Annotated in this window: 29 protein-coding genes; 11 read left to right on the top strand and 18 right to left on the bottom strand. The window is 73.6% G+C overall.

Going from position 1 to position 25,880, the window contains the following annotated elements:
- Nucleotides 1-111: 111 nt before the first annotated feature.
- Together ACIQVZ_RS09860 and ACIQVZ_RS09865 are read right to left on the bottom strand one after the other, a co-directional pair.
- A complete protein-coding gene (locus tag ACIQVZ_RS09860) occupies nucleotides 112-1,788 on the bottom strand; it encodes an RICIN domain-containing protein (RefSeq protein ID WP_402448548.1) in 1,677 nt (558 codons plus the stop codon).
- Nucleotides 1,789-2,022: 234 nt separating this feature from the next.
- Nucleotides 2,023-2,262: a chaplin gene (locus ACIQVZ_RS09865; protein ID WP_350878450.1), complete on the bottom strand. Its 240-nt coding sequence runs from the start codon at nucleotides 2,260-2,262 to the stop codon at nucleotides 2,023-2,025.
- 231 nt (nucleotides 2,263-2,493) lie between these two features.
- Between ACIQVZ_RS09865 and ACIQVZ_RS09870 the strand changes: the two genes are divergently transcribed.
- From ACIQVZ_RS09870 to ACIQVZ_RS09885, 4 genes are all read left to right on the top strand, one after another.
- Nucleotides 2,494-2,745 carry a chaplin gene (locus tag ACIQVZ_RS09870; RefSeq protein ID WP_350878448.1) on the top strand — a complete coding sequence of 84 codons (252 nt, stop codon included), beginning with the start codon at nucleotides 2,494-2,496 and terminating at the stop codon, nucleotides 2,743-2,745.
- A gap of 235 nt (nucleotides 2,746-2,980) precedes the next feature.
- Complete coding sequence (locus ACIQVZ_RS09875) at nucleotides 2,981-3,223, top strand: chaplin (protein ID WP_350878447.1); 243 nt, start codon at nucleotides 2,981-2,983, stop codon at nucleotides 3,221-3,223.
- 105 nt (nucleotides 3,224-3,328) lie between these two features.
- Nucleotides 3,329-3,598, top strand: a complete 270-nt coding sequence (locus ACIQVZ_RS09880; RefSeq protein WP_402448552.1) for a chaplin — start codon at nucleotides 3,329-3,331, stop codon at nucleotides 3,596-3,598.
- A gap of 118 nt (nucleotides 3,599-3,716) precedes the next feature.
- Complete coding sequence (locus ACIQVZ_RS09885) at nucleotides 3,717-4,097, top strand: hypothetical protein (protein WP_350878444.1); 381 nt, start codon at nucleotides 3,717-3,719, stop codon at nucleotides 4,095-4,097.
- 79 nt (nucleotides 4,098-4,176) lie between these two features.
- On the opposite strand, the gene ACIQVZ_RS09890 is transcribed toward ACIQVZ_RS09885, so the two are convergent.
- Entirely contained in the window at nucleotides 4,177-4,833 is a 657-nt protein-coding gene (locus tag ACIQVZ_RS09890) for a hypothetical protein (RefSeq protein WP_402448554.1), read from the bottom strand.
- A 302-nt stretch (nucleotides 4,834-5,135) separates the two neighbouring features.
- Here ACIQVZ_RS09890 and ACIQVZ_RS09895 point away from each other — a divergent pair, with 302 nt between their 5' ends.
- From ACIQVZ_RS09895 to ACIQVZ_RS09905, 3 genes are all read left to right on the top strand, one after another.
- The gene (locus ACIQVZ_RS09895; RefSeq protein ID WP_030232098.1) at nucleotides 5,136-5,480 is read left to right on the top strand and encodes a hypothetical protein; all 345 of its coding nucleotides are present in this window, start codon (nucleotides 5,136-5,138) and stop codon (nucleotides 5,478-5,480) included.
- Nucleotides 5,481-5,557: 77 nt separating this feature from the next.
- Entirely contained in the window at nucleotides 5,558-5,902 is a 345-nt protein-coding gene (locus ACIQVZ_RS09900) for a hypothetical protein (protein ID WP_063348860.1), read from the top strand.
- A gap of 237 nt (nucleotides 5,903-6,139) precedes the next feature.
- On the top strand, nucleotides 6,140-6,406 hold the full coding sequence (locus ACIQVZ_RS09905) for a hypothetical protein (protein WP_350878442.1): 267 nt from the start codon (nucleotides 6,140-6,142) through the stop codon (nucleotides 6,404-6,406).
- 76 nt (nucleotides 6,407-6,482) lie between these two features.
- On the opposite strand, the gene hemB is transcribed toward ACIQVZ_RS09905, so the two are convergent.
- From hemB to ACIQVZ_RS09940, 7 genes are all read right to left on the bottom strand, one after another.
- On the bottom strand, nucleotides 6,483-7,463 hold the full coding sequence (gene hemB / locus ACIQVZ_RS09910) for a porphobilinogen synthase (protein ID WP_350878441.1): 981 nt from the start codon (nucleotides 7,461-7,463) through the stop codon (nucleotides 6,483-6,485).
- 67 nt (nucleotides 7,464-7,530) lie between these two features.
- The gene (locus ACIQVZ_RS09915; protein ID WP_350878440.1) at nucleotides 7,531-9,180 is read right to left on the bottom strand and encodes a bifunctional uroporphyrinogen-III C-methyltransferase/uroporphyrinogen-III synthase; all 1,650 of its coding nucleotides are present in this window, start codon (nucleotides 9,178-9,180) and stop codon (nucleotides 7,531-7,533) included.
- Nucleotides 9,177-10,187 (bottom strand): hydroxymethylbilane synthase, encoded by a 1,011-nt coding sequence (gene hemC, locus ACIQVZ_RS09920; RefSeq protein ID WP_350878438.1) that lies wholly within the window; start codon nucleotides 10,185-10,187, stop codon nucleotides 9,177-9,179. The genes ACIQVZ_RS09915 and hemC overlap by 4 nt, the downstream gene beginning before the upstream one ends.
- Before the next feature lie 41 nt (nucleotides 10,188-10,228).
- Nucleotides 10,229-11,566: a glutamyl-tRNA reductase gene (locus tag ACIQVZ_RS09925; RefSeq protein WP_063348855.1), complete on the bottom strand. Its 1,338-nt coding sequence runs from the start codon at nucleotides 11,564-11,566 to the stop codon at nucleotides 10,229-10,231.
- 97 nt (nucleotides 11,567-11,663) lie between these two features.
- Nucleotides 11,664-12,551: a redox-sensing transcriptional repressor Rex gene (locus tag ACIQVZ_RS09930; protein WP_350878505.1), complete on the bottom strand. Its 888-nt coding sequence runs from the start codon at nucleotides 12,549-12,551 to the stop codon at nucleotides 11,664-11,666.
- A gap of 107 nt (nucleotides 12,552-12,658) precedes the next feature.
- Entirely contained in the window at nucleotides 12,659-13,405 is a 747-nt protein-coding gene (locus ACIQVZ_RS09935) for a 3'-5' exonuclease (protein WP_350878437.1), read from the bottom strand.
- A 162-nt stretch (nucleotides 13,406-13,567) separates the two neighbouring features.
- A complete protein-coding gene (locus ACIQVZ_RS09940) occupies nucleotides 13,568-13,852 on the bottom strand; it encodes a glutaredoxin family protein (RefSeq protein ID WP_350878435.1) in 285 nt (94 codons plus the stop codon).
- A 119-nt stretch (nucleotides 13,853-13,971) separates the two neighbouring features.
- Between ACIQVZ_RS09940 and ACIQVZ_RS09945 the strand changes: the two genes are divergently transcribed.
- The 3 genes from ACIQVZ_RS09945 (at nucleotide 13,972) to ACIQVZ_RS09955 (ending at nucleotide 17,997) form a co-directional block, all read left to right on the top strand.
- Nucleotides 13,972-14,991 (top strand): HAD-IB family hydrolase, encoded by a 1,020-nt coding sequence (locus ACIQVZ_RS09945; RefSeq protein WP_402448559.1) that lies wholly within the window; start codon nucleotides 13,972-13,974, stop codon nucleotides 14,989-14,991.
- A 594-nt stretch (nucleotides 14,992-15,585) separates the two neighbouring features.
- Nucleotides 15,586-16,407, top strand: coding sequence for an ECF subfamily RNA polymerase sigma factor, BldN family (locus tag ACIQVZ_RS09950; protein ID WP_063351307.1), 822 nt, complete (start codon nucleotides 15,586-15,588; stop codon nucleotides 16,405-16,407).
- A gap of 270 nt (nucleotides 16,408-16,677) precedes the next feature.
- On the top strand, nucleotides 16,678-17,997 hold the full coding sequence (locus ACIQVZ_RS09955; protein WP_402448561.1) for a DUF5667 domain-containing protein: 1,320 nt from the start codon (nucleotides 16,678-16,680) through the stop codon (nucleotides 17,995-17,997).
- 166 nt (nucleotides 17,998-18,163) lie between these two features.
- On the opposite strand, the gene ACIQVZ_RS09960 is transcribed toward ACIQVZ_RS09955, so the two are convergent.
- The 5 genes from ACIQVZ_RS09960 to ACIQVZ_RS09980 all read right to left on the bottom strand — a co-directional run bounded on the left by ACIQVZ_RS09960 (nucleotide 18,164) and on the right by ACIQVZ_RS09980 (nucleotide 22,358).
- The gene (locus ACIQVZ_RS09960; RefSeq protein ID WP_350878432.1) at nucleotides 18,164-19,171 is read right to left on the bottom strand and encodes a lysophospholipid acyltransferase family protein; all 1,008 of its coding nucleotides are present in this window, start codon (nucleotides 19,169-19,171) and stop codon (nucleotides 18,164-18,166) included.
- Nucleotides 19,172-19,178: 7 nt separating this feature from the next.
- Nucleotides 19,179-20,291 (bottom strand): NAD-dependent epimerase/dehydratase family protein, encoded by a 1,113-nt coding sequence (locus ACIQVZ_RS09965; protein WP_350878503.1) that lies wholly within the window; start codon nucleotides 20,289-20,291, stop codon nucleotides 19,179-19,181.
- Between the two features lie 146 nt (nucleotides 20,292-20,437).
- Complete coding sequence (locus ACIQVZ_RS09970) at nucleotides 20,438-20,536, bottom strand: 30S ribosomal protein bS22 (RefSeq protein ID WP_003948845.1); 99 nt, start codon at nucleotides 20,534-20,536, stop codon at nucleotides 20,438-20,440.
- Nucleotides 20,537-20,725: 189 nt separating this feature from the next.
- Entirely contained in the window at nucleotides 20,726-20,935 is a 210-nt protein-coding gene (locus ACIQVZ_RS09975; RefSeq protein WP_063351305.1) for a helix-turn-helix domain-containing protein, read from the bottom strand.
- Nucleotides 20,936-21,161: 226 nt separating this feature from the next.
- Complete coding sequence (locus tag ACIQVZ_RS09980) at nucleotides 21,162-22,358, bottom strand: acetoin utilization protein AcuC (RefSeq protein WP_402448563.1); 1,197 nt, start codon at nucleotides 22,356-22,358, stop codon at nucleotides 21,162-21,164.
- A 120-nt stretch (nucleotides 22,359-22,478) separates the two neighbouring features.
- Here ACIQVZ_RS09980 and ACIQVZ_RS09985 point away from each other — a divergent pair, with 120 nt between their 5' ends.
- On the top strand, nucleotides 22,479-22,994 hold the full coding sequence (locus ACIQVZ_RS09985) for a hypothetical protein (RefSeq protein ID WP_350878429.1): 516 nt from the start codon (nucleotides 22,479-22,481) through the stop codon (nucleotides 22,992-22,994).
- A gap of 28 nt (nucleotides 22,995-23,022) precedes the next feature.
- On the opposite strand, the gene ACIQVZ_RS09990 is transcribed toward ACIQVZ_RS09985, so the two are convergent.
- From ACIQVZ_RS09990 to proC, 3 genes are all read right to left on the bottom strand, one after another.
- Nucleotides 23,023-24,219: an MFS transporter gene (locus ACIQVZ_RS09990; protein WP_402448567.1), complete on the bottom strand. Its 1,197-nt coding sequence runs from the start codon at nucleotides 24,217-24,219 to the stop codon at nucleotides 23,023-23,025.
- A gap of 150 nt (nucleotides 24,220-24,369) precedes the next feature.
- Nucleotides 24,370-25,020, bottom strand: coding sequence for an HAD family hydrolase (locus ACIQVZ_RS09995; protein ID WP_350878427.1), 651 nt, complete (start codon nucleotides 25,018-25,020; stop codon nucleotides 24,370-24,372).
- Between the two features lie 22 nt (nucleotides 25,021-25,042).
- Nucleotides 25,043-25,870 (bottom strand): pyrroline-5-carboxylate reductase, encoded by an 828-nt coding sequence (gene proC, locus ACIQVZ_RS10000; RefSeq protein ID WP_063348845.1) that lies wholly within the window; start codon nucleotides 25,868-25,870, stop codon nucleotides 25,043-25,045.
- Nucleotides 25,871-25,880 lie beyond the last annotated feature (10 nt).

Below are 25,880 nucleotides of genomic sequence, written 5' to 3' on the forward strand. Positions count from 1 at the left end.
GGTGAGCCTACGGCACGTCCCCAGCTGCCCCGCGAACGCCCGCCCGCCCCGAAAACCCCGTGGCGCCGCCCCCCCGCGATCGGTGGGGGCGGCGCCGCGGAGGGCCGGGGATCAGCCGTGGAGGTAGACGATGCCGAGTTTGGTGAGCTGCCAGAGCTGGCCGGCGGCGCCGGTGTCGGCGGCGAGTTCGACGGCGGGGTTGCCCTTGGCGTCGAGGGTGGTGCCGGGGGCGATCACCTTGGTCGGGTCCTGGGAGTCGGCGATCTTGTAGCGGCCGCCGCCGGCCGGCTTGAGGACCCAGTGCTGGTTGCCGCCGCCGTTGCAGCGCCACTGCTGGATGCGGGTGCCGGCGGCGGTGGAGGCGGCGTTGGCGTCCAGGCACATGTCCCGGTTGCCGCTGAAGTCGAGCTCGTAGCTGCCGCCGGCCTTGGCCTCCAGGACGAAGGACTGGTTGAGCCCGCCGGTGGCCGGATAGGTGATGGCGGCCCGGCCGTTGGTGGAGTCGCCGTAGGTGCCGCCGCCGGTGAGGTCGAGCGCGTTGCCGCTGGCCGCGTTGGTGAGCTGGTACCAGGAACCGTCCTCGGGGACGTCCGCGAACGGCTGCCCGGGGGTGAGCGGCTGGATGGAGGTGGTGTTCTGCTGGTTGAGCGTGCAGTAGGCCTGCGCCAGTTCGGGCTTGGCGAAGAACTGGCCGAGGCAGACGCCCTCGCCGCGGTAGCCGGCCACCCTCAGGTGGTACGACTGGCGGACCATGTTCATGCACAGCCCGGGGATGCCGATCTGCGAGTCGCAGCCGTTGCGGACCCACTCGGAGAGGTTGATGACGTCCCCGTTGCTGTACTCGTACGGGGAACTGGTCCACTCCGCGCAGACCTCGTGGCCGAAGGCGACCCGCCGCTGGTCGAGGTAGCGCACGCCGGGCACCTGCTCGGCGGCGCCGCGCAGCGCGTCGCTGAAGGTCGGCACCACCCAGTTGTGGCCCCAGGCCAGGTCCTCGGGGAAGGCCGGGCAGCCGTCGGCGACCTTGCCGAGGTAGTCGTTGCGCCGGATGTCCGGGGTGATCGGATTGAAGTACGACTGGTAGACCAGCTGGTAGGAGGAGTCGGCGTAGCCCGCCTTCCGCATGGTCTGCCGGATGTTCTGGAGCGCGGCGACGACCTTGGGCTGGACCCGCTTGGCGCGCTGGACGATCTCGTCGCTGCCGATGGTGTCGCGGCAGCCCTGGTCCTTGGGGATCGGGAAGTACTGCGCGAGGCAGTGCATCATGATCCCGCTGAAGTCGAAGTCGTCGTTGGCGCCGATCGTGACGACGACCATCTTCACGTCGTACCTGCCCGCCGCGTCGGCGAGTTTGACGTCCTGTTTGGGCTCGCCGAAGTCGCCGCTGCCGGAGCCGGTGACCTTGGCGAGTTCGGGGTCGCTGACCAGGTCGCCGGTCTGGGCGCCGGAGCAGGCGAGGTCGATCGGGGTGACCCCGGGGATGTCGGTGACGAAGATCTCCGACTTGGGGTGCCGGTGGCAGTAGTTGGTGGGGCTGTCGGTCTCCGGGAAGTAGCCGTCGTTGGTGTCGGTGCCGGCGCCCTCCCCGGAGATGGCGCTGTCGCCCAGGGCGACGATGGCGGCCGGGCGGGTGGCACCGGCCGCGGGAGCCGGGTCGGCGAGGGCGGCGGGGGCGCCGGCCAGGCCGAGGGCGGCGACGAGGGCGCCGGTGGCGAGCAGTGCGCCGTACGGGGAGCGGCGCGCCACCGTCCGGGGCCGCCGCGCCGCTGTCAGTCGGGACCTGATCACACGCGACTCCTTGCGGGGGGGGTGGGGGGCCGCCCGGCCGGGCGCCGAGCGGCGCGGAGCAAGAAAGGTGAGCAGGTCTCATATTCTAGGTACTGACAAGTAACGCAACAAGGCTTGTGACACCACCGGAACCTGACGCCCCGGCATGCGCCCGGACATGCGGAGAGCCGCCGCCCCGCGCCCCAGGAGGGAAGCGCGGAACGGCGGCTCGTACCGGCCGAACCGGGAGCAGGATCAGCCCACGTTGGCGCAGTGGTTGCCGAACGCCGGGTTCAGCAGACCGATGATGTCGATGGTGTTGCCGCACAGGTTGACCGGAACGTGAACCGGAACCTGAACCTGGTTGCCCGAGATGACACCGGGGGAACCCGCGGCGACACCCTCGGCGCCGGAGCTGGCCATCGCGGTGCCGGCGCCGGCGGCCACGATGCCCACCACGGCCGCGCCGACGGCGGCGGTCTTCTTGATGCTCATACGAGCCTCCTGACTGTTCATACAGAGATGCACGGGGAGTGCGACATCAAGAACGACACCCACCCGGGCCGGTTGCGACAGTGGACGCACTGTCACCCATCCGGCCCAACGGGGACGGCGACCGGCATTCGGGTGATCAGCGGACCGGACCGTTTCCCCTCGCGCGGTGCCTCGTTCTCTCTGGCGGAACACGATCCACCCGGCCCCCTCCACACGAATCGAGTACCTCCCATGCGCAAGCTCGCCCACGGCGTCGTCGGCACCGCGGCCGGCGCCGCCCTGCTCGCCGCCGGCGCCGGCGTCGCGTCCGCCCACCACCTGCACGGCGCGTCCGCCGAGGGTGTCGCGGCCGGCTCGGCCGGCGTGGTCTCGGGCAACTCGGTGGAGGTGCCCGTGCACATTCCGCTCAACGTGTGCGGCAACTCGATCGACGTGGTGGGCCTCCTAAACCCGGCGTTCGGCAACAACTGCCTCAGCGCCTGACCGGGAATTCCCCTGGTCGCACCTCCGCCCGAACCGCTCCCGGCCGTGCGGGAATTGTTCGCGAGGTGCTGGAACAACGCGGCGGCCGCGTCGACGCCCGAGCCATGGGCGAAACACGCCGGTGTGCGCCGCCGGAGTGACAATCACGGCAATCCCCAGAAGCCAGCGGGTGAGTATTCGTGCTCGCCCGGCTCCCGACATTTCCCATCCGTCGGGCAGAAAACGGAGGAAAGAGATGCGCAACTTCAAGAAGGCCGCCGTCCTGTCCCTGGCCGCCACCGGTCTGGTCCTCGGTGCCGCCGGCGGTGCGTTCGCCAGCTCCGGCGCCGAGGGCGTGGCCGCCGGCTCCCCCGGTGTGCTCTCCGGCAACCAGCTCCAGATCCCGGTGCACATCCCGGTCAACCTGTGCGGCAACTCCATCAACATCATCGGCCTGCTCAACCCGGCGTTCGGCAACACCTGCGTCAACGCCGGCTGAACCGGCCGTCGCCGCACCGGCGACAGCTGATTCACCGAGTGCCGCGCCCCGCGACGCCGGGGCGCGGCACGCTCCACCCGTGTGTGATCGAGGAGATCAACCCCCATGCAGAACGTGAAGAAGGCCGCCGTCCTGTCCGCCGCCGCTGCCGGCCTGGTGCTCGGCGCGGCCGGGTCCGCCGCCGCCAGCTCCGGCGCCGAGGGCGTGGCCGCCGGCTCCCCCGGTGTCGTCTCCGGCAACCAGGTCCAGATCCCGGTGCACATCCCGGTCAACCTGTGCGGCAACTCCATCAACGTCGTCGGCCTGCTCAACCCGGCGTTCGGCAACACCTGCGCCAACGTGGAGCTCCCCCCGCCGCCCGCGGACGACTGCTGATCCCCGATCGGCACCCGTTCCGGCCGTACTGCCCCCCGACCAGCCGGCCGGGGGGCAGTTCGGCATCCCCGGGCGGCCGGTGGCCGTCCGGCCCCCGATCCACCGAAGGGTGATCCGCATGGTTTCGAAGAAGAGCGGGGCCTGCCTGGTCGTCGCCGTCGGCGCCACGATGCTGCTCGGCGCGGGCTCGGCGCAGGCCGCCACCACGACCGGTTCGGCCCCCGCCTCGGGCCCGGCCAAGCTGGCGAAGACCGACGTCGGTCAGGCGCTGAACGGGACGACCTCCGGCCTCGGCTACGGGCTCGCGCCGGTCAAGGACCTGCGCCTGGACCCGTGGGCGAACTCCTCCGCCGACGTGCTCAACAACGGCGCGACCGTCAAGCCCGACCAGGGCCTGGCCCCGGTCGGCACCGGCGGGCTGACCGGCCCGCTGAGCGCCGGCGGCGGTATCCGGGACCTCCCGCTGGTCGGCGGGCTGACCGGCGTGCTGCCGGGCTGAGCCGCCCGGCGCAGGCGGGAGCCCGGCACCCCGGTCGCGTCCGGGGTGCCGGGCTCCACCGTGCCCGGAGCCGCTCGGCTCAGAGCTGGGTCAGGTCGGTCAGGCCGGTCTGCTGCACCACGCCGGTGGTGGTCGCGGTGGTGGTCGCGGCCAGGTCGCCCACCTTGTCGGTGACCGAGATCGGGTGGTCGTCGTCGCCGAGGCTGGCGGTGGCCCCGGGAACGGCCTGCACCGTGCCGGTGACCAGCCGCGGGTCCACCTCGTCCACCTTGAGCCGGCCGTCGGCCAGCTGGCCGGTGCCGTCCTGGACGAGGGCGAGCGGCTTGCCGACGGCGAGGCCGGGAACGTCGGCGTGCAGCGGCGAGGCCGGGGCCTCCAGCAGCACCTGGCCGAGGTCGGCACCCCGGTCGACCAGCGGGAGCGGCAGCTGGGCCTTGGCGCTCGGGCCGACCTTCCCGGTCTGCAGTTCGGGGACCAGCCGGTCCGGGATGAGCTCGGTGCTGGTGGTGCGGCCGGGCGCCGGCGGCAGGAGCAGCGAGGTCGGGATGCCGGCCGTGACGCGGCTGCCGAGCGGGGTGAGCGGCACGTCCGCCAGGACCTGCTGGGTGGCCAGCTTGTCCTCCAGGGCACCGACCTGGTCGGGGCTGACCGGGGCGGCACTGGCCGCTCCCTGGGAGGCGAGCATGCCCGCACCGACCGCCAACAGCATCGCGCCGGCCCGCTTGGAGAACTTCATGCTTTTCACCGTTCTGCCTGTCCGTACTGGAGATCCCTGAAGGGAGGGGCTGCGGGGCGCAGCCGGAAAGCAATCTGCCTCAACGAGTGACCGTGAGTGCGGATTGCGGCGGTTAACCGGTTCGGCGTAATAATCCGACCGGAAACCACTCTTCGACGCGCCTCCCGGACTCTTTTCAAAAATCCCCGTAACCTTCCGTGCCGTCATTCTTTGATCTGGACGTCAGTGACTGCAGACCGGGTCTGAGCGTTCTACGCGTTGTACGCACGGAAACCAAGAGCATTTCAGAGAGGGATCTCCCCATGATCCAGAAGTCCTTCGCCGCCGCCGGCCTGGCCGTCGCCGCGCTGGCCGCCGCCGCCGCGCCCGCCTCGGCGATCGGTGACGCGGACGGCGCCGCAGCCTCCATCGAGGGCAACGGCGGCACCAACTTCACCGGCACGGTCGGGAACAACAGCCCGAACTTCCACTTCCTGGACAACGCGAACGTCTGCCTCCCCGAGATCCACAACATCGCGGTGGGCGTGCTCGGCGTGGCCGTCCCGGTCGAGGTCCCGATCGCCAACAGCGGTGGCAAGCAGTACTGCACCCAGGGCCAGGGCACCCAGAGCCACGGCGACGCGGGCGTGTCCCACCTGATCGGCTGACCGTTCCCCCAGCTGCACTCCCCCTGAACCACCCTTCGAATCGCTCCCCGATTCACCCCTCGAGAGGAAAACCGGAAATGATCAAGAAGTCCCTCGCCGCCGCCGGCCTGGCCGCCGCCGCCATCGCGATGTCCGCCGGCTCGGCCTCCGCCATCGTCGACGCGGACGGCGCCGCCACCTCCGTCCAGGGCAACGGTGGCACCAACCAGACCGGCACCCACGGCAACGGCAGCCCGAACTTCCACACCCTGGACAACGCGAACATCTGCCTGCCGGAGGTCCACAACATCGCCGTCGCCGTGATCGGCGTCGCGGTTCCGGTCGAGGTGCCCGTCCTGAACAGCACCCCGAAGCAGATCTGCAACGTCGGCCAGAACACCCAGTCCTCGGGCGACGCGGGCGTTTCGCACCTGATCGGCTGATCAAGGGGCACGGCACGGACGGAGGGCCCGGGGAGGTACGTCTCCCCGGGCCCTCCGGGCGCTACGGGCGCTGGGCGCCACGGGCGAGGTGTCCGGCCGGCCGCCGCCGAACAGGCGCGGACCGGCCGGGTGAGCGGGCGTTCGGGCCAGCGCGTGGGGCGCCGACCCGAACGGCCGGATGTGATCACGTGTCAGAGGCAGCGCCCGCCGGGGCGCTCCGAAAGAGAGGGCATTTCCATGAAGAGCAAGCTGGCCAAGGCCGCGCTGACCGCCACCGCCGCGCTGGCGCTCGCGGGTGCCGCCACCCCGGCGTTCGCGCACGTCGGTTTCGCGGGCGGCGGCGAGTTCGTCGCCTCGGGCGACCACCCGTTCGCGGCCGGTGCGGGCTTCGGCGTCGGCCACACCAGCGACGTCGTCGCCGGCGGCTTCGGCGGCGGCGCCGCCACCTCCACCGACCTGATCGGCGGCGGCGAGGGCTTCGCGCACATCAACGGCTGGAAGTAGAACCCGGAAGGCCGGGCCGCCCCCACGGGGAGCGGCCCGGCCTTCTCGTTGCTCTGGTTCTGCCTTGCGGCACCGGCTACTTGAGCATCGCGGCGGCCTCGACCGCCCAGTAGGTGAGGATCTGCTCGGCGCCGGCCCGGCGGATCGAGGTGAGCGTCTCCATGATCATCCGCTCTCGGTCGATCCAGCCGTTCGCCGCGGCCGCCTCGACCATCGCGTACTCGCCGGACACCTGGTACGCGGCGACCGGCACCGGGGAGGCGTCGGCGACCTGGCGCAGGATGTCCAGGTAGGCCATGGCCGGCTTGACCATCACCAGGTCGGCGCCCTCGGTGAGGTCCTGCTCCAGCTCGCGCAGCGCCTCGCGGGCGTTGGCCGGGTCCTGCTGGTAGCTCTTGCGGTCGCCCTTGAGTGAGGAGCCGACCGCCTCGCGGAACGGCCCGAAGAACGCCGAGGCGTACTTGGCGGTGTAGGCGAGGATGCCCACGTCCTGGTGCCCGGCCTCGTCCAACGCCCGCCGGATCACGCCGATCTGGCCGTCCATCATGCCGGACGGGCCGACCAGGTGGACGCCCGCGTCCGCCTGCACCCGGGCCATCTCGGCGTAGCGCTCCAGGGTGGCGTCGTTGTCCACGCTGCCGTCGGCGGCCAGCACGCCGCAGTGGCCGTGGTCGGTGTACTCGTCCAGGCAGAGGTCGGACATGACCACCAGGGCGTCGCCGACCTCGGCGACCACGTCGCGGATCGCCTGCTGGAGGATGCCGTCCGGGTTGGTGCCCTCGCTGCCGGTGGCGTCCTGCACGGCCGGCACGCCGAACAGCATCAGGCCGCCCAGGCCCGCCTCGGCCGCCTCCACCGCGGCCTTGCGCAGGGTGTCCCGGGTGTGCTGGACCACGCCCGGCATGGAGCTGACCGGGACGGGCTCGCTGACGCCCTCGCGGACGAACAGCGGCAGGATCAGCTCCGCCGGGTGCAGCCGGGTCTCGGCGACCAGGCGGCGCATCGCCGGGCTCTGGCGCAGCCGGCGCGGGCGTACGTACGGGAATTCAGCGGACACGGCTTCTCTCTCCGAACGGTTGTGCAGTGCCGGGGGCGACGGATCGCCGCCCCCGGTCCCGAGGGTGTCAGCGGGCCTTGCGGCGCGAACCCGGACGGCGCTCGCTGGGCCGGTAGACCGGCTCGCCGGCGGCCGTCGCGGTGTCGCGGCGCTTGGCCCCGAAGTCTGCCAGCGCCTGGGCCAGCGCGGCCGCCGACGGCGCCGGGGCCATCACGTCGACCCGCAGGCCGTGCTCCTCGGCGGTCTTGGCGGTGGCCGGGCCGATGCAGGCGATGACCGTGACGTTGTGCGGCTTGCCCGCGATGCCGACCAGGTTCCGCACGGTCGAGGACGAGGTGAAGAGCACCGCGTCGAAGCCGCCGCCCTTGATCGCCTCGCGGGTCTCGGCCGGCGGCGGCGAGGCGCGCACCGTCCGGTACGCCGTCACGTCGTCGACCTCCCAGCCCAGCTCGACCAGGCCGGCCACCAGGGTCTCGGTGGCGATGTCGGCGCGCGGCAGCAGCACCCGGTCGATCGGGTCGAACACCGGGTCGTACGGCGGCCAGTCCTCCAGCAGGCCGGCCGCGGACTGCTCGCCGGAGGGCACCAGGTCCGGCTTCACGCCGAAGTCCACCAGGGCCTGCGCGGTGGTCTCGCCGACCGCCGCGACCTTGATCCCGGCGAACGCGCGGGCGTCCAGGCCGTACTCCTCGAACTTCTCCCGGACCGCCCGGACCGCGTTCACCGAGGTGAAGGCGATCCACTCGTAGCGGCCGGTGACCAGGCCCTTGATGGCCCGCTCCATCTGCTGCGGGGTGCGCGGCGGCTCGACCGCGATGGTCGGCACCTCCTGCGGCACCGCGCCGTACGAGCGCAGCTGCTCGGACAGACCGGTGGCCTGCTCCTTGGTGCGCGGCACGAGCACGTTCCAGCCGAACAGCGGCTTGGTCTCGAACCACGAGTGCGAGGACCGGTGGGCGACCTGCTCGCCCACCACGGCTATCACCGAGGTCGCCGGGTCCACCGGGGCGGAGACCGGCGAGGGCAGCACCCGGGCGGCCTTCAGGTCGGCGGCGATGCCGGACAGGGTGGAGGTGAAGGTCCGCTGGCGGGTGGTGGTGCCGGAGAGCGTGGCGCTCAGCGCCGACTCCGGCTTGCGGCCGTTGGCGACCAGGGCGCCGGCGGTGGCCGGCAGCTGGCCCAGGGTGGTCCGGACCACCAGGGTGGTCTCCGGCGCGCCCAGGTCCACCGGGCTGCCGGCCAGCAGTGCGGTGCCGTCCACGAAGCGCACGTCGGTGCCGGCCGCGCCGCGCAGCGGGACGCCCGCGTACGCCGGGACGCCGACCGACTGGGCGACGCCCGGGATCACCTCGAAGGGGATGCCGTCGCCGGCGCAGCTGAGCATCTCCTCGGCGGCGCAGCCGTCCAGGCCCGGGTCGCCGTCGACGGTGCGGACCACGTGCTTGCCGGCCCGCACGGCCTCGGCGACGAGCCGGGCCAGGTTGAAGTCCGCGCCCTCGGCGGCCGGGGTGTGCACCTGCACACCGGCCGGGCAGTGGGTGCGCACGGCCACCGCGGTCAGCGGGTCGGCGACCAGGATGTCGGCCGAGGACAGCACCTCGACCGCGCGCAGGGTCAGCAGCCCCGGGTCCCCGGGGCCCGCGCCCAGGAAGGTGCACCGTCCGGTGGCGGACTGGCCGCCCGGGAACGGGGTTTCGGTGGCGGCGGTGGGGCTCATCGGGCTCGCTCCCCCATCAGGGTGGCCGCGCCCGCGTCGAGCAGCCGGGCGGCCAGCGCGCGGCCGAGGGCCGTCGCGTGCTGCTCGGCGGTCTCGTCGAGGACGATCGGACCGTTGGCGGACATCTTCAGCAGGGCGGCGCCGTCGGGGTCGCCGACCACGCCCTCCAGCCGCAGTTCGTTCGGCCGGACCCAGGTGGCCAGCGCGGCCACCGGAGCCGAGCAGCCGGCCTCCAGGGTGGCCAGCAGGGCCCGCTCGGCGACCACGGCGACCCTCGTGGGGGTGTGGTCCAGGGCGGCGAGCGCGGCGGTCAGGTCGGTGTCGGCGCCGGCACACTCGATCGCGAGCGCGCCCTGGCCGGGGGCCGGGACCATCAGCTCCGGGTCGAGGTGCTGGGAGATCTCGGCGCTGCGGCCGAGCCGGTTGAGGCCGGCCGTGGCGAGCACCACCGCGTCCAGCTCGCCGCTGGTCACGAAGCCGATCCGGGTGTCCACGTTGCCGCGGATCGCGACGGTCTCCAGCGCGGCGCCGCGGGCGGTGGCCCAGGCGTTCAGCTGGGCCATCCGGCGCGGCGAGCCGGTGCCGATCCGGGCCGGGCGGCCGGCACCGGCCAGCTTCTCCACCAGCTCGTCCAGGGTCAGGCCCTCGGCGGCGACCAGGGCGTCCCGGGCGTCCTCGCGCTCGGGGACGGCGGCCAGCGCCAGGCCCTCGGGGGCGGCGGTGGGCAGGTCCTTGAGCGAGTGCACGGCGAAGTCGATCCGGCCCTCCAGCAGCGCGTCCCGCAGGGCGGAGACGAACACGCCGGTGCCGCCGATCTGCGCCAGCGCCTCCCGGGAGGTGTCGCCGTAGGTGGTGATCTCGACCAGCTCGACGGGGCGCCCGGTGACCCGGGTGACCTCGCGGGCCACCATGCCCGACTGGGCCATGGCGAGCGCGCTGCGCCGGGTGCCGAGCCGCAGGGTCGCGGTGGCGGCCGGAGTCTGCTCCGTGATCGGTTGACCATTCATGAGGTGATCGTCCCGGTGGTACTCGTGGGATGGCTGACGGTTCATCTGGCGCCCCCGCCCGAGGGCTGGGGGCCGCCGACGGGTGTGCCCGACACGGCGTGCACGGCCGCCGGGTCGAGGTCGAACAGCTCGCGCAGCGCGTCCGCGTAGGAGGCGCCGCCGGGCTCGGCGGCCAGCTGCTTCACCCGGACGGTCGGGGCGTGCAGCAGCTTGTCGACGACGCGGCGGACGGTCTGGGTGATCTCCGCGCGGGAGCGCTCGTCCAGGTCGGGCAGCCGGGAGTCCAGCCGGCCCAGCTCGGCGGAGACCACGCCGGAGGCCATCGCCCGCAGCGCGACCACGGTCGGCGCGATCCGGGCGGCCCGCTGGGCGGCGCCGAAGGCGGCCACCTCGTCGGCGACGATCCGGCCGACCTGGTCCACGTCACCGGCGCCGGGGGTGGCGGCGTGCGCGTGGGAGAGGCTCTCCAGGTCCACCAGCAGGGCGCCGGGCAGCTCGTGCACGGCGTGGTCGACGTCGCGCGGCATGGCCAGGTCGAGCAGGGCGAGCGGCTGGTCGGCGGTGCGGGCGGCGACCGCGGCGGCCACGTCCCCGGCCTTGACCACCACACCGGCCGCACCGGTGCAGGAGATCACCAGGTCGACGTCGGCCAGCGCCTCCGGCACCTTGGCCAGGTCCAGGGTGCGGGCCACGCCGGAGCCGAGGATCTCGACCAGCCGCTCGGCGCGGGCCGGCGTCCGGTTGGCGATCAGCACGTCGGTGACGCCGGAGCGGACCAGGGTGGCGGCGGCCAGCGAGCTCATCGAGCCCGCGCCGACCACCAGCGCCCGCTTGCCGGCGATCTCGCCCGCGCCGGCCGCGACCTGCTCCAGGCCGAAGGTCACCAGCGACTGGCCGGCCTTGTCGATGCCGGTCTCGCTGTGCGCCCGCTTGCCGACCCGCAGCGCCTGCTGGAACAGCTCGTTCAGGCCGCGCCCGGCGGTGTGCTCCTCCTGCGCGGTGGCCAGCGCGTCACGCAGCTGGCCGAGGATCTGGCCCTCGCCGACCACCATCGAGTCCAGGCCGCAGGCCACCGAGAACAGGTGGTGGACGGCGCGGTCCTCGTAGTGGACGTAGAGGTGGGAGGTCAGCTCCTCCAGGTCCACCCCGCTGTGGTGGGCGAGCAGCAGCGACAGCTCGGCGACGCCGGCGTGGAACTTGTCCACGTCCGCGTACAGCTCGATCCGGTTGCAGGTGTTGAGCAGCGCGGCCTCGGCGACGGTCGCGGTGGCGGCCGCGTCGTGCAGCAGCCGGGTCGGCACCTCACCGGTCAGCGCGGCGCGCTCCAGCACGCCGACCGGCGCCGTGCGATGGCTCAGTCCAACGACGAGAAGACTCACGCCCGCCCCCAGGTCCCACGGTTGTCCGTACTGGTGCCGCCCGGCACCGCTCGGCGGGCGCTTCGCACGACCTGCGTCCTGCGGCTGACTCGCTCGCTCATGCGGGCATCACCGCGGGGAGATCGCCCTCCCCGCCCTTGCCGGACTGGCCCTGCTCGGCCTGGTCCTTGGCCGCGGTCTCGGCGGTGCCGCGGCCCTTGCCGCTGCCGCCCGCCGCGCGGCGCAGCTTGGCGGCCGCCGCCCGGACCGGGCCCGGGGCGCGGTCCAGCACCGACTCGGCGCGGTCCGGCTCCTCGCCGGCCTTGCGCTGCTCGTGGAAGGCCAGGATCTGCAGCTCGATGGAGAGGTCGACCTTGCGCACGTCCACGCCGTCCGGGACGGTCAGCACGGTCGGGGCGAAGTTGAGGATGCTGGTGACGCCGGCCTCCACCAGCCGGTCGCAGACCTGCTGGGCGGCGCCGGGCGGGGTGGTGATCACACCGATCGAGACGTGCTGGCTCTCGACGATCGACTCCAGCTCGTCCATGTGCCGCACCGGCAGGCCGGCCGCGCTGCCGCCGACCACGTTCGGGTCGGCGTCCAGCAGGGCGGCCACCCGGAAACCGCGGGAGGCGAAGCCGCCGTAGTTGGCGAGGGCGTGGCCGAGGTTCCCGATGCCGACGATCACGACCGGCCAGTCCTGGGTCAGGCCCAGCTCGCGGGAGATCTGGTAGACGAGGTACTCGACGTCGTAGCCGACGCCGCGGGTGCCGTAGGAGCCCAGGTAGGAGAAGTCCTTGCGCAGCTTCGCCGAGTTCACGCCGGCGGCGGCGGCCAGTTCCTCGGAGGAGACCGTCGGCACCGAACGCTCGGAGAGCGCGGTGAGCGCGCGCAGGTAGAGGGGGAGGCGGGCGACGGTCGCCTCCGGGATGCCCCGGGCACGCGAGGGTCGGCGCGCGGCGCCCTGGTCGGGCGTCTGCGAACTGCTCTGTGGTGATCGGCCGATTGCCACGGTGCTCCTGTGGGTGAAGCTGGGCTTTGGCGTCCAGGCTATGCGTTTGTGAACGTGTGCACAAAGATGGTGTCCGTTTTGTCCCCGCACAGTGATGCGCATCACGCCGTGGAGCCCATAGCACCGCGCCCTGTCAGGAGGACGGCCGGGGCGGGCACCCCGGGCAGCCACGGGCCGTACGGCGCCTCCCGGCGCACCAGCGGGACGGGCGTGCCAGACGGGCGGGAGCGGGCCCGGCCCAGCCGCGGCCAGGGCACCCGGGCCGCCTCGCGCAGCGGGCCCGCCCAGTCGTCCGGCGGGCAGGACGGGACGCCGACGCAGTGCCGCAGCAGCTCGGCGGTCACCCGGGCGTCGCCCAGCGCGGTGTGCGCCGGGTACCAGCCCAGGCCCGCCGCCTCCACGCAGGCCGCCAGGCCGTGGCCGCGGGCCTGCGGCAGGTGGGCGCGGGCCAGCCGCATCGTGCACAACAGCGGCACGGGCGGCAGCGCGACCCCGATCCGGGCGAACTCGCGATCCAGGAATCCGTGGTCGCAGCTGACGTGGTGACCCACCAGCACCCGGCCGGCCAGCAGCTCCAGCAGCCGCGGGGCGATCTCCCGGAAGCGCGGGGCGCCCTCGACGTCCGCCTGGTGTATCCGGTGCACGTGGGTCGGGCCGACCGGGCCCAGCGGATCGAGCAGGGTGGCGAACTCCGTCTCCGGGCGCAGCCGCTCGTCCAGCAGGACCACCGCGATCTCGACCACCCGGTGCCGCCACGGGCTGCGGCCGGTCGCCTCCACGTCCACCACGGCGAAGCCCCGGGCGCCCGGCGGGGCTTCGGGCGTCCCAGGGGTCGGGCCGGGAAGCATGGCGGCACTCCTCGCGTGCTCAGCCCCCCTCGGGCGCAAACGCGTTCGATCGTAAGCCGACCAACCGGCCCCGGCCCAAGCCGGACCGGGGTGTCTTTGACAACGATTCGGCGAACCGCCCCCGCCGAGTGGCGGGGCGGCAAGCGCGGCGCGCGGGAGCGGTCAGCCGCCGAGGGCGGCGCGCAGGCGGCGCTCGTCGACCCGCCAGAAGTCGTGCTGGCGGCCGTCGATCAGGGTCACCGGGATCTGCTCCCAGTAGCGCCGGTACAACTCCTCGTCCTGGGTGATGTCCTTCTCCTCGAAGGTCGCGCCCAGCTCGCCCGTCACCCGGACGATCACCTCCCGGGCGTCGTCGCACAGGTGGCACCCGGGCTTGCCGACCAGGGTCACGGTGCGGTCGGCCGGCGCGGGCTTCGGGCTCTTGTCACGTCGCAGCAGTGGGCTCACCCGGCCATTGTCCGCCCGCCCGGCGACCGCCCCGGCGGGGCCCGGGACCGCCCGGTGTTCACCGCGCGGGCACGCCGCCGTCACGGCCGTCGCGCGCCCGGCTGGATATGCTCGATGACATGGCCGTGCTCCGAAGGCTCACCCAGGCGAAGCGTTCCACCACCGAGCGGAGCGCCCTGGCGGGCGAGGCTGCCGCCGAGGCGGCGGCAGCCGCGCTGCAGGCCGAGCCGGAGCCGGCCACCGCCCCCACCCCCACGGAGAGCGCCGCGCACGCCGAGCGCACCGACAGCGCCGCGCCCGCCGCGGGCAGGCCCGGCAAGGCGCCCAAGGCCCCGGCCGAGAACCACACCCCCGAGCCGGGCGACCCGCGCGCCGCCGCGTTCTTCGACTGCGACAACACCATCCTGCGCGGGGCCGCGATCTTCTACCTCGGGGTCGGCCTCTACCGGCGCGGCTTCCTCACCCGCCGCGACATCGCCCGGTTCGCCTGGCAGCAGGCCTGGTTCCGGCTGAACGGCGCCGAGGATCCGGAGCACATCTCGGACGCCCAGCACACCGCGCTCGGCCTGGTCGCCGGGAAGCGCACCGCCGACCTGGAGGCGATCTGCGAGGAGGTCTTCGAGCAGGTCGTGGCCGACAAGATCTGGCCCGGCACCCGCGCCCTGGTCCAGATGCACCTGGACGCCGGCCAGCGGGTCTGGCTGGTCACCGCCGCCCCGCTGGAGGTGGCCCGGGTGATCGCCCGCCGGCTCGGCATGACCGGCGCCCTGGGCACCGTCGCCGAGGCCGACGGCGGCCGGTACACCGGCCGGCTGGTCGGCGAGCTGCTGCACGGCCCGGCCAAGGCGGCCGCGGTGCACGCGCTGGCCCGGCACGAGCGGCTGGACCTCGACCGCTGCGCCGCGTACAGCGACTCGGCCAACGACATCCCGATGCTCTCGCTGGTCGGCCACCCGTACGTGGTGAACCCGGACGGCGCGCTGCGCCGCCACGCCCGGGCCCAGGGCTGGCGGGTGCGGGACTTCCGGACCGGCCGGAAGGCGGCCCGGGTGGGGCTGCCGGCCGCGGCCGCGCTCGGGGTGCTCGCGGGTGCGGCGGCCGCCGGGGTGGCCCTGAACCGCCGCCGCCGCTGCGCCTGACGGGCTCCCGCCGCCCCGGTCACGCCTCCTCCGGTCGCGCCCCCTCCGGCGGGCCCGCCCGCAGCCTCCGCACGGCCTCCCTGCGGTCTCCCCGCGCGGGTGACCGGCCGTCAACCAGGCCTCTGACCTGGCCCCTCGTACGGGCGAACTCCCTTTTCCGGTACGGCTTTCCGGTCCAATGAACGAACCTGTCAGCCGGTGACCGGTTCTGATCGTTCGCCAGACCGGGAAAGTCGGGGGTTGCCGGGCCTCAAGACTGGGAAACCACCGGTCCGACCGCCGAATTGGTCACCCTGGGCGCCCGAACGGTCACGTTGAGCCGGATGAACGATGACAGGTCCGGTCAGTGTCAGCCGAATATGCGCGATAAATGGATCCCAAACGACCACTTCGACCACACGGTGTAGCTGTCATTGCACAAAGCGTTATTCTCTCCTGGATGCACGTCACCCACGCGCCCCGCTCGAACGGGCGGCGCGGGAGTGCTCTCCGCGCAGGCGGAGGTGATCCGTCCACAGTTCTGCCTCTGGGAGTCCCGTGTACCCACCCGTCCGGAACGACGCGCCTGCACCCTCCCGCCCGTCGTCCGCGCCCCTGCGCCCCCGCACCGGCCTCCGCGGCCGCCCCGTCGCCGACCGGCAGATCTCCACCGGCCTGGACCTGCTGCGCAACCTGCTCCGCAGCCAGCTCGCCGCCTCGCCCCAACTCGTGCCCGCCGGGGCCCCGTTCGGCCACCCGCACGGCTCCGGCCTGGCGCTGCGCACCACCGCCGCCGGCTCCACCGGCACCGGCTCGCGCGGCCGCACCGGCAGCACCGGCGTCGGCCGCGGCCGCGCCCGGACCGCGCCGAGCCCCGGCTACGAGACCGAGCACAACCCGATCATGGAGCTGGTCGAGCGGGCCCAGGCCGGCGAGAGCGAGGCCTTCGGGCGGCTCTACGACCACTACGCGGACACCGTCTACCGCTACATCTACTACCGGGTCGGCAGCCGGGCCACCGCCGAGGACCTCACCAGCGAGACGTTCCTGCGCGCACTGCGCCGGATCGGCACCTTCACCTGGCAGGGCCGGGACTTCGGCGCCTGGCTGGTGACCATCGCCCGCAACCTGGTCGCCGACCACTTCAAGTCCAGCCGCTTCCGGCTGGAGGTGACCACCGGCGAGATGCTCGACTCCAACGAGTGCGAGCGCAGCCCGGAGGAGTCGGTGCTGGAGTCGCTCTCCAACGCCGCCCTGCTGGACGCGGTGCACCGGCTCAACCCGCAGCAGCAGGAGTGCGTGACGCTCCGCTTCCTCCAGGGGCTCTCGGTGGCCGAGACCGCGCGGATCATGGGCAAGAACGAGGGCGCCATCAAGACCCTCCAGTACCGCGCCGTCCGCACCCTGGCCCGGCTGCTGCCGCCGGACGCCCGGTGAGGCCGCGGTGACCGGAAGCGGCATAGCCGGCGGGCGGCCGGACGGGTCGTCACCATCCGCACCCGACCGACACGTCCGGGTGAACGGTCGATCCGATGATCAGCCGTGCGTAACCCACCGCCCGCACCACTCGTTGGCCAGCGTGCAAGTCCCCACCAGGCGTACGGTCAAGCCGAATTGCGACCTGTCACCCGATGGAGTGGCTTTGGCCCGCCGAGGCAACCGTCCGGCAGGCCGGGGTGTCGACAACGACGAAGGGAGGTGTGGCCCGTGACGGCAAACGTGCTGGAGCACCGACGGGCGAAGGCCTTCGCCGAGGCGCTGGAGGCCCACCGGGCGGAGCAGCGCGGCGCAGCGGACGCCGAATCGGCCAACACCGCTGCCACCGGCGCCGGTTCGGTCGCGATGGCCCAACTGGTCGGCCTGACCGACGCACTGGGCGCGATGCCCGGACCGGCGCTGGACCCGGAGGTACGGACCGTCCAACGCGCCCAGCTGATGGCCGCGTTCGAGCAGGCCTTCGCCGGCGGACCGGGCGCCACGGTGCCCCGCCAACGCCGGCACCGGGCCATCCGGATGGCGCCACGCGGCCGCTGGAGCCGCCGGTTCGCGATCGGCGGGCTGGTCGCCGGACTGGCCGTCGGCAGCCTCGCCGGCGCCGCCGCCGCCAGCTCCAACGCCCTCCCCGGGGACACGCTCTACGGTATGAAGCGCGGCCTCGAAGGGCTCAGGCTCGACCTGGCGGACACCGACTCCGAGCGCGGCGAACTGCTGCTCGACAATGCCGCCACCCGGCTCGGCGAGGCCAAGACCCTGGTCGGCCACCCCGGCCCGGCCACCGGGCTCAGCCCGGGCACCGTCGAACGGGTCCGCCGCGCGCTGGACGACATGCACGCCGACGCCATCAAGGGCCGCGAGCTGCTCCGCTCGGTCTACCGCAGCAACGGCTCGCTCGGCCCGATGCGCGCCCTGGCCGGCTTCGCCCAGGGCGAGGACGGCCGCTGGACCGAACTGGCGGGCCACTTGCCCGTCCAGCTCACCCAGCAGGCCCACCTGGTCGACCAGCTCTTCGACGACATAAGCGAGGACGTCGCGCCCCTGCGCCTGGCCCAGCCCACCGCCAAGAGCGGTGGCCCGGCCGGCACCGGAGCGGGCGGCGACACGGCCGGCCCGGCCACCGGCGGCGCCCCCGCCGACACCCCGGCGAACGGCTCCGGCACCGCGCCCGGCGACGGCCCGGCCCAGGGCGGCGCCACCGGCGCGACCAGCGGCGGCAACAACCGCCCCGGCGGCACCGAGCGGGCCCCCGCCGGCACCGGCGCCAGCACGCCCGGCGGCACCGGCGCCAAGGGCGGCGGCCTGCCCAGCACCCTGCCCAGCAGCGCGCCGGACGCCGTCAACGGGCTCGTCGGGGACCTCACCAGCGGGCTCACCGGCGGCAAGACCTCGCCGAGCGCCGCCCCGGCCCCGCCGCAGGTACCGCAGCCGCCCTCCGGCACACCCAGCGCCCCGGCCGCCGGCCAGCCGCAGGGCGTCGAGGTGCCCCCGCTGATCCCGGGCCTGCTGCCCGGGCTGCGGCTCCTCGGCTGACCGATAGTTGGCCGACAGCTGCTCGACGGTTGCCCGACAACCGACCGGACAGCGCAGGGCCCCGGCGGTCCCTGGAGTTCCAGGGACCGCCGGGGCCCTCGGCCGTGCCTCGCAGGTCCGCCGTGCCCCGGGGGCCACGGAAAAGACCCAAGGGTCACGGGAAAACCTAGAAGAACACCGACCGCCGCTGCACCAGCAGCTTGTAGAGCGTGTGCTGGATCGTCTCGCGCACCTCGTCGGCCAGGTCGAAGACCAGCATCGGGTCGTCCGCCGCCTCCGCCGGGTACCCGTCGGTGGCGATCGGCTCCCCGAACCGGATGGTCCACTTGGTCGGCAGCGGCAGCACGCCCAGCGGCCCCAGCCACGGGAAGGTCGGCGTGATCGGCACGTACGGCAGGCCCAGCAGCCGGGCCAGCGTCTTCACGTTGCCGATCATCGGGTAGGTCTCCTCGGCGCCGACGATCGAGCACGGCACGATCGGCACCTTGGCGCGCAGCGCCGAGGAGACGAAGCCGCCGCGCCCGAAGCGCTGGAGCTTGTACCGCTCGGCGAACGGCTTGCCGATGCCCTTGAAGCCCTCCGGCCAGACCCCGACCACCTCGCCGCGCTCCAGCAGCGCCTGGGCGTCCTCGTTGCAGGCCAGCGTGTGGCCGGCCTTGCGGGCCAGCTCGTTGACGCCCGGCAGCACGAACACCAGGTCGGCGGCGAGCATCCGCAGGTGCCGGCGGTGCGGGTGGTGGTCGTGGATGGCGACCTGGGTCATCAGGGCGTCCAGCGGGATCGTCCCGGAGTGGTTGGCGACGATCAGCGCGCCGCCCTCGGCCGGGATGTTCTCGACGCCCTGGACCTCGATCCGGAAGTACTTCTCGGCCAACGGGCGCAGCAGGGCGAGCAGCACCTCCTCGGTGAGCTCCCGGTCGAAGCCGAACTCGTCCACCTCGTAGTCGCCGGTGATCCGGCGGCGCAGGAAGGCCAGCCCGTCCGCGGCCCGGCCCTCCCAGCCCTTGCCGAACAGCCGGGTGGCCGCCGAACCGAGCTGCCCGGACAGCGCCCCGCCGACGGCGTCGGCGAGCCGGTCGGCGGGCCCGGGGTCGTCGGGGGAGGTCCAGCTGGGGGCGGACTCGATCGGGATGACCCTGGCCTCGCCCGGCGCGTTCTCGGCTGCGGCACTCATCGCGGGTTCAGCTCCTGGGTCGGCGGGGGCGGTCGGTACGGACGGTGGGGACGTCGGCGGCCGGGGCCCGCACCGGGCCGAGCAGGGCGGCCAGCCGGTCGGTGACGGCGGCCAGCCGTTCGGGCGGCAGCAGGCCGGGCCCCTGCGCGGCGGCGAAGTCGGCGAAGGCCTCCGGGGTGGTGAACGCCGGGCGGTAGCCGAGCGTCTCGCGCAGTCGCGCGGTGTCCACCACCCGGCCGTGGGTGAGCAGCCGCAGCTGCTCCGGCGAGACGTCCAGCAGCCGGGTCTGCCGGGCCAGTGCGGCCATCCAGCTGACCGCGGGCAGCAGCAGCGGCACGGTCGGCCGGCCGAGCCGGCGGGCGCACTGGGAGAGCAGCAGGACGCCCTCCCCGGCCACGTTGAAGGTCCCGGTGTTGACGGTGCCCGGCTCGGCCTGGGCGGCGGCCCGGCAGAGCACCGCGACGGCGTCGTCCTCGTGCACGAACTGGAGCCGGGGGTCGTAGCCGAGGACGGTCGGCAGCACGGGCAGCGCGAAGTACTCGCTGAGCGGGGTGTCCGCGCCGGGGCCGACGATGTTGGCGAAGCGCAGGACCGTCACCGCGACGTCCGGGCGGCGCCGGGCGAAGCCGCGGACGTAGCCCTCGACCTCCGCCGCGTCCTTGGCGAAGCCGCCGCCGGGCGGGTTCTTCGGCTGGATGCGCTCGGTGAACACCGCCGGGTCGCGGGGCGCGGAGCCGTAGACGCCGGTGGTCGACTTCACCACCAACCGGCGCACCCCGGGCGCCTTCTGGCAGGCGCCGAGCAGTTGCATGGTGCCGATGACGTTGGACTCCTTCACCGCGGAGCGGTTGGTGGAGCCCAGGCCGGTGGCGCTGACGCTGAGGTGGACCACGGTGTCGACCCGGTGCTCGGCGATCACCCGGGAGACCGCCGGGCGGCGCAGGTCGAGCTGGTGGAAGCGGTACTCGGCGGCCGGTCCGTCCGGTTCCTCGACCGGCAGCCGGGGCGGCTGCACGTCCACGCCGACCACCAGGTCCACGCCCGGACGGCGGCGGACCTCGGCGGCGAAGCGGGCACCGAGATGGCGTGCCACGCCGGTGACGAGCACGACCACGCCCACGGTGTGCACCCCATTCCCTCGACCCGAGCGGCCTGCGTGCACCGTACCGTGCCGCCCCGCCGGGCCGTGAAACGACACCGCCCGCCCAGGCCGAGGCCTGGGCGGGCGGTGGAAGCGCCGGGCGCGCTGAGCGCGGCCGGGGGCGCTTACTTCTTGTTGCGACGCTGAACGCGGGTCCTCTTCAGAAGCTTGCGGTGCTTCTTCTTGGCCATACGCTTGCGACGCTTCTTGATGACAGAGCCCACGGAACAACCCTCGCTCACTGAGACTCTCGCCCGTGAGAGACGGAGTCCATACGACTGACGGACGGCCTAGCCTACCGTCCACGGGCCCAGGGCCGTAATCGTGCTCCCGGTGACCGGGAAACTCGCGGGGAATCCCCGGCGAACGGGGGTGGGATCCGCAGCTGCGGCCCCACCCCCGCCCACCCGGAACTACGCGCTCTCAAGCCTCACGTAGGACTCCTTGAGGTACTCGTGCACCGCCTGCTGGGGCACCCGGAAGGACCGCCCGACCCTGATGGCCGGCAGCTCTCCGCTGTGCACCAACCGGTACACCGTCATCTTCGACACCCGCATGACCGAGGCAACCTCCGCCACGGTCAGGAAGACGACTTCCTGCAAGGGGCGTTCGCCGGAACTCATGACCATCACCCGACCCTTCACCCGTGTGCAAGGCACCGGCTTCCCCTCCGGTGACTCCACCGGCACACGTGTATCCCCAGAGTAGTTATGGGTGGTACCAGTGGGAAGAGGGGAGGTGCGGTCCTCGTACGGTGAGAGATAGGACTGTTGCAGTACGTAGTCGCTCGGCGGAACGCGGGAGCGGGCGTACGCACGTCCCACCTGCACCTGGGCCGGGAGGCCGGTCTCAGGCCAGGAGTCCGAGGTGGGGGAACACCGCTCGGCGGCTGGCGAGGATGGCCTGATCGAGTCGGTCGGCCGGATCGTAACCCGCGTCGAAGTCGCGCCAGACCGGTCGGGCGCCGTCGGTCATCCGCAGCGGGGCGGGCCGGCGGGTACGGCGGTAGACCTCGGCGCGCCAGGACTCGGGGGTCTCGGTGGCCGGGTCGACGGGCCGTCCGGCGGCGGTGGCGACCAGGTGGGTCCAGGTGCGCGGGACGACGTCCACGACGGCGTAGCCGCCCCCGCCGGTGGCGATCCAGCGGCCGCCGGTGAGCTGGTGGGCGAGGTCGTGCAGTTCCTCGGCGATCATCCGCTGGGCGTCCAGCGTGACGGCGAGGTGGGCGAGCGGGTCCTCCAGGTGGGTGTCGGCACCGTGCTGGGTGACCAGGACCTGCGGGCGGAAGGCGGTGAGCAGTTCGGGCACCACGGCGTGGAAGGCCCGCAGCCAGCCGGCGTCGCCGGTGCCGGCCGGCAGCGGCAGGTTGGCGGCGGAGCCGGGGGCGTCCGGGCCGCCGGTCTCGGTGGGCCAGCCGGTCTGCGGGAAGAGCGTGGCGGGGTGCTCGTGGAGCGAGATCGTGAGCACCCGGGGGTCGTTCCAGAAGGCCTGCTGGACGCCGTCGCCGTGGTGGACGTCCACGTCGACGTAGGCGACCCGCTCGGCCCCGAGTTCGAGCAGCCGGGCGACGGCCAGCGCCGGGTCGTTGTAGACGCAGAAACCGGAGGCCCTGCCGGGCATCGCGTGGTGCAGCCCGCCGGCGAAGTTCACGGCGTGCGGGGTCTCCCCGTGCCAGACCGCCTCGGCGGCGGCCACGGACTGACCGGCGATCAGCGCGGAGGCCGAATGGACGGCCGGGAAGGCCCAGTTGTCGTCGGTGCCGAGTCCGTGCCGGGGATCCGACTCGTCAGGGTGGGCGGCGGCGTATTTGACCGCCTCGACGTACTCCCGGGTGTGCACCAGCCGCAGGGTGGACTCGCCGGCGGGCGGTGCGGCCCGCACCGTCACCCCGGGCCCGGCGTCCAGTCCGAGGGCCTCGACCAGGCGCATGGTGAGCGCCAGCCGGGTCGGGTCCATCGGGTGGCCGGGGCCGAAGTCGTAGGCGGTGACGGCCTCGTCCCAGAAGAGGTGCAGGCCGCAGGGGGTGTCACGCTCGGCGTCGGGCATGGCCTCCACCGTAGCGGGTGGGGGTGGCCGGGCCTTGCCCAGGGCGCGCCGGGGGCGGGGCTCAGAGCTCCGGCGGAGGCCCTACAGACAAAACCTTCACGACTTCATATCCTCTCCGCCATGAAGCCATTCAGCGCGCAACGCCTTGGGGTAATTCTCGCTGCATTACTGGGACTTGGCCTGCTCTTTGCCGCCCAGCCGGCCTCCGCCGCGGTCAGCGGCAGCTCGTTCGCCGTCGACAGGAAGACGGCGGCGGCGGGCGACCAGCTGACCCTGACGCTCTCGCTCACCAACACCGAGACCACCGACATCTACTTCGCCTACGAGTTCATCCAGCCGATCTGGCCGGCCAACCAGGAGGCCGGCGCGTTCACGGTCACCGGGTGCTCCGGTGACTCCACCGACTGCGCCTTCGGCGGGAACAACGCGAACTTCCACTTCCGGGCGCCGATCGCCCCGGGCGAGACCCGCACCGTCGCGGTCACCGTCCAGATCACCTCGGCCCCGACCTGGACCGGGCCGTACACCCTGAACTGGGCGCCGTACGTCTACTACGAGTACTACCAGTCGGGTGGCGGAGCCAAGGGGCAGCTCTGGGCCGAGGGCCTGCCCGAGCTGGCCACCGTGATCGGCTGACCCCCCTTCCCGCCCCCGCTCGCCCCCGTCACACCGTGGCGGGGGCGAGCACGGGCGCCGGCGCGAAGCGCTCGGCCAGCGGCAGGACGGCGAGCACCAGCAGCATCGGGGCGAGCAGCGCCCAACGGTACGAACTCGCGTCGGCGATCGTCCCGACCAGCGGCGAACCGATCAGGAAGCCCACGTAGTTGAAGAGGTTCAGCCGGGCCACCGCGGCGTCCGAGTCGGCCGGGAACAGCCGGCCCCCGGCCGCGAACACCTGCGGGATGATCGCGCAGATGCCGAAGCCGAGCACGGTGAACCCGGCGATCCCCACCCAGGCGGCGGGCGCGGCGGCGGCCAGCGCGAAGCCGAGCGCGGCCAGCCCGGCACCGGCCCGGACCACCGGGACGGCGCCCCAGCGCTGCACCGCGCGGTCGCCCAGCGCGCGGCCCAGCAGCATCGCGACCATGTAGCCGAGGTAGGACAGCTTGGCGACGTCCGCGGCGCTGCCCAGGCCGTCGGTGAGGTACTTGACGCTGTAGTTGGAGACCGAGGCGTCCGCGATGTACGCGAAGGCCATCGCCAGGCACAGCGGCAGCAGCGGCCGCCAGGGGATGGACCGCGCGGCGGCCTCGGCGGCCTCCCGGACGGCGTCCCCGAGTTCGGCCGGTCCGGCGAACCGGGTGCCGGTCAGCAGGGCCAGCGGGGCGATCACCGCCGCGACCGTGCCGAACAGCACGGGCAGGCCGAGCTCGTAGTGCGAGCCGAGGCCGGCGAGGGCCGCCCCGAGGATGCCGCCGAGGCTGAACGCGGCGTGGAAGCCGATCATGATCGAGCGGCCGTAGCGGTGCTGCAGGCCCACCCCGAGCATGTTCATACTCGCGTCGAGCGCGCCCACCAGCAGGCCGAACGCCCCGAGCGCGACGGCGAGTTGCCAGAGCGTGTCGCCCAGGCCGGCGCCCGCGAGACTGAGGCAGACCAGCGGCTGGACGACCCGCAGCACGGCCCGCGCGCCGGTGCGCTTCACCAGCCGTTCGGAGGTGATCGAGCCGACGCCGGCGAGGATCGGCACCGCGGCCAGGAAGAGCGGCAGCAGCGCGTCGCTCAGCCCGTACCGGTGCTGGATCTCCGGAATGCAGGTGACCAGCAGCGCGAAGGTGGTGCCCTGGAGCAGGAAGCTGACGGCGAGCGCGGCCCGCCCGGCGCGCAGGCCGGGCGGGATCGCGGGTGACGCGGCACTCATGGCGAACCTCGCTACTGGCCGGTACGACGATGTTGGCGAGAGCGTAGGCGGTGGACCGCGATTGCGGGAGGGGTCGCGCAGGGACTTTCCGCAGCCGGACGGAAGGGCCGGGCGGAACAGGTCGGGCGGAACGGGTCGGCGCAGAGCGGGTCAGAGCAGGGCGGCGACCTCGGCGAGGTCCGCGATCAGCCCGGTGGCCCCGGCCGCGGTCAGCTTCGCCGGGTCGGTGAGCGCCGTGTAGCCGTACACGTCCATGCCCGCGGCCCGGGCCGCCAGCACGCCGTTGGGGCTGTCCTCGACGACCAGGCAGCGGGCCGGGTCGACGCCGAGGGTGCGGGCGGCGTGCAGGAAGAGGTCCGGCGCGGGCTTGCCCACGCCGACGTCCTGGGCGCTGAAGATCCGCTCCTCGGCGACGTACCCGCGCAGGCCGGTGACGTCCAGCGCGGTACGGATCCACACGTGGTGCGCCGACGAGGCCAGGCAGTAGGGGACGGCGCGCTGCCGCACTTCCTTCAGCAGCTGCTCCGCACCCCGGACGGCCGTCAGCTCGGAGCCGAACGCGTCGAAGACCCGGCCGTGGAACAGCTCGTCGAAGCCCTCCGGCAGCGTCGCGCCGTCGTGCCGCTCGGCGATCACGTCGTGGATGCGGTGGGCGGCACAGCCCATGAAGTCCCGGTAGGAGTCCTCGACCGTGGTCGGGTAGCCGAGTTCGGTCAGGTACGCGGCCAGCACCCGGTTGGAGAGCGGCTCGCTGTCCACCAGGACACCGTCGTTGTCGAAGATCACCAGGTCGTAGGCCATGCCGTCGAGCCTACCCAGCCGACTACTTCCCCCCGGAGGCGAGCTCCCGGGAGCGGTCCCGCGCCGCCTCCAGGGCGCCCAGCAGCGCGGCCCGCACCCCGTGGTTCTCCAGCTCGCGGATGGCCGCGATGGTGGTGCCGGCCGGGGAGGTGACGGCCTCGCGCAGCTTCACCGGGTGCTCGCCGGAGTCGCGCAGCATCACCGAGGCGCCGATCGCGGACTGCACGATCAGGTCGTGCGCCACCTGCCGGGGCAGGCCGAGCAGGATGCCCGCGTCCGTCATCGCCTCGACCAGGAAGTAGAAGTAGGCCGGGCCGGAGCCGGAGAGTGCGGTGGCCGCGTCCTGCTGCGCCTCGGGCAGCCGCAGCGCCTTGCCGACCGAGCTGAAGATCTCCTCGGCCCGCTCCAGGTGCTCCTCGGTGGCGTGCGAGCCGCCGGAGATGACGCTCATCCCCTCGTCCACCAGGACCGGCGTGTTGGGCATCACCCGGACCACCGGGGTGCCGGCCGCCAGCCGCTCCTCGAACCAGGCGGTGGGGATGCCGGCCGCGGCCGAGATCACCAGCCGGTCCGCGCCGACGTGCGGGGCCAGCTCCTCCAGCAGAGTGCCCATGTCCTGCGGCTTGACGGCGAGGATCAGGGTGTCGGCGAGCTTGGCGGCCTCGGCGTTGGAGGCGGCCACCACGCCGTAGCGGGCGGCGAGTTCGGCGGCGCGCTCGGGGCGGCGGGCGGTCACCAGGACGTCCGCCGGGTCCTTGCCGGCCCGCAGCAGGCCGGAGAGCAGGGCCTCGCCGATCTTGCCCGTGCCCAGGAAGGCGATCTTCTGTCCGTGTGCTGCGCTGGCGCCCATGGCCGCTCCT

The sequence above is a fragment of the Kitasatospora sp. NPDC098663 genome, from assembly GCF_044760075.1.
Taxonomy (GTDB): Bacteria; Actinomycetota; Actinomycetes; order Streptomycetales; family Streptomycetaceae; genus Kitasatospora.

Excerpts from the sequence above, each read along its gene's own strand:
- ACIQVZ_RS09895 (WP_030232098.1), top strand. The coding sequence starts at position 5,136 with ATGATCCAGAAGTCCTTCGCCGCCGCCGGCCTGGCCGTCGCCGCGCTG.
- ACIQVZ_RS09990 (WP_402448567.1), bottom strand. The coding sequence starts at position 24,219 with ATGAGTGCCGCGTCACCCGCGATCCCGCCCGGCCTGCGCGCCGGGCGG.
- ACIQVZ_RS09880 (WP_402448552.1), top strand. The coding sequence starts at position 3,329 with ATGCAGAACGTGAAGAAGGCCGCCGTCCTGTCCGCCGCCGCTGCCGGC.
- ACIQVZ_RS09985 (WP_350878429.1), top strand. The coding sequence starts at position 22,479 with ATGAAGCCATTCAGCGCGCAACGCCTTGGGGTAATTCTCGCTGCATTA.
- ACIQVZ_RS09995 (WP_350878427.1), bottom strand. The coding sequence starts at position 25,020 with ATGGCCTACGACCTGGTGATCTTCGACAACGACGGTGTCCTGGTGGAC.
- ACIQVZ_RS09935 (WP_350878437.1), bottom strand. The coding sequence starts at position 13,405 with ATGCTTCCCGGCCCGACCCCTGGGACGCCCGAAGCCCCGCCGGGCGCC.
- ACIQVZ_RS09960 (WP_350878432.1), bottom strand. The coding sequence starts at position 19,171 with ATGAGTGCCGCAGCCGAGAACGCGCCGGGCGAGGCCAGGGTCATCCCG.
- proC (WP_063348845.1), bottom strand. The coding sequence starts at position 25,870 with ATGGGCGCCAGCGCAGCACACGGACAGAAGATCGCCTTCCTGGGCACG.
- ACIQVZ_RS09905 (WP_350878442.1), top strand. The coding sequence starts at position 6,140 with ATGAAGAGCAAGCTGGCCAAGGCCGCGCTGACCGCCACCGCCGCGCTG.
- ACIQVZ_RS09915 (WP_350878440.1), bottom strand. The coding sequence starts at position 9,180 with ATGAGCCCCACCGCCGCCACCGAAACCCCGTTCCCGGGCGGCCAGTCC.
- ACIQVZ_RS09885 (WP_350878444.1), top strand. The coding sequence starts at position 3,717 with ATGGTTTCGAAGAAGAGCGGGGCCTGCCTGGTCGTCGCCGTCGGCGCC.
- hemC (WP_350878438.1), bottom strand. The coding sequence starts at position 10,187 with ATGAATGGTCAACCGATCACGGAGCAGACTCCGGCCGCCACCGCGACC.
- ACIQVZ_RS09945 (WP_402448559.1), top strand. The coding sequence starts at position 13,972 with ATGGCCGTGCTCCGAAGGCTCACCCAGGCGAAGCGTTCCACCACCGAG.
- ACIQVZ_RS09890 (WP_402448554.1), bottom strand. The coding sequence starts at position 4,833 with ATGAAGTTCTCCAAGCGGGCCGGCGCGATGCTGTTGGCGGTCGGTGCG.
- ACIQVZ_RS09875 (WP_350878447.1), top strand. The coding sequence starts at position 2,981 with ATGCGCAACTTCAAGAAGGCCGCCGTCCTGTCCCTGGCCGCCACCGGT.
- ACIQVZ_RS09975 (WP_063351305.1), bottom strand. The coding sequence starts at position 20,935 with ATGAGTTCCGGCGAACGCCCCTTGCAGGAAGTCGTCTTCCTGACCGTG.
- ACIQVZ_RS09865 (WP_350878450.1), bottom strand. The coding sequence starts at position 2,262 with ATGAGCATCAAGAAGACCGCCGCCGTCGGCGCGGCCGTGGTGGGCATC.
- ACIQVZ_RS09900 (WP_063348860.1), top strand. The coding sequence starts at position 5,558 with ATGATCAAGAAGTCCCTCGCCGCCGCCGGCCTGGCCGCCGCCGCCATC.
- ACIQVZ_RS09980 (WP_402448563.1), bottom strand. The coding sequence starts at position 22,358 with ATGCCCGACGCCGAGCGTGACACCCCCTGCGGCCTGCACCTCTTCTGG.
- ACIQVZ_RS09870 (WP_350878448.1), top strand. The coding sequence starts at position 2,494 with ATGCGCAAGCTCGCCCACGGCGTCGTCGGCACCGCGGCCGGCGCCGCC.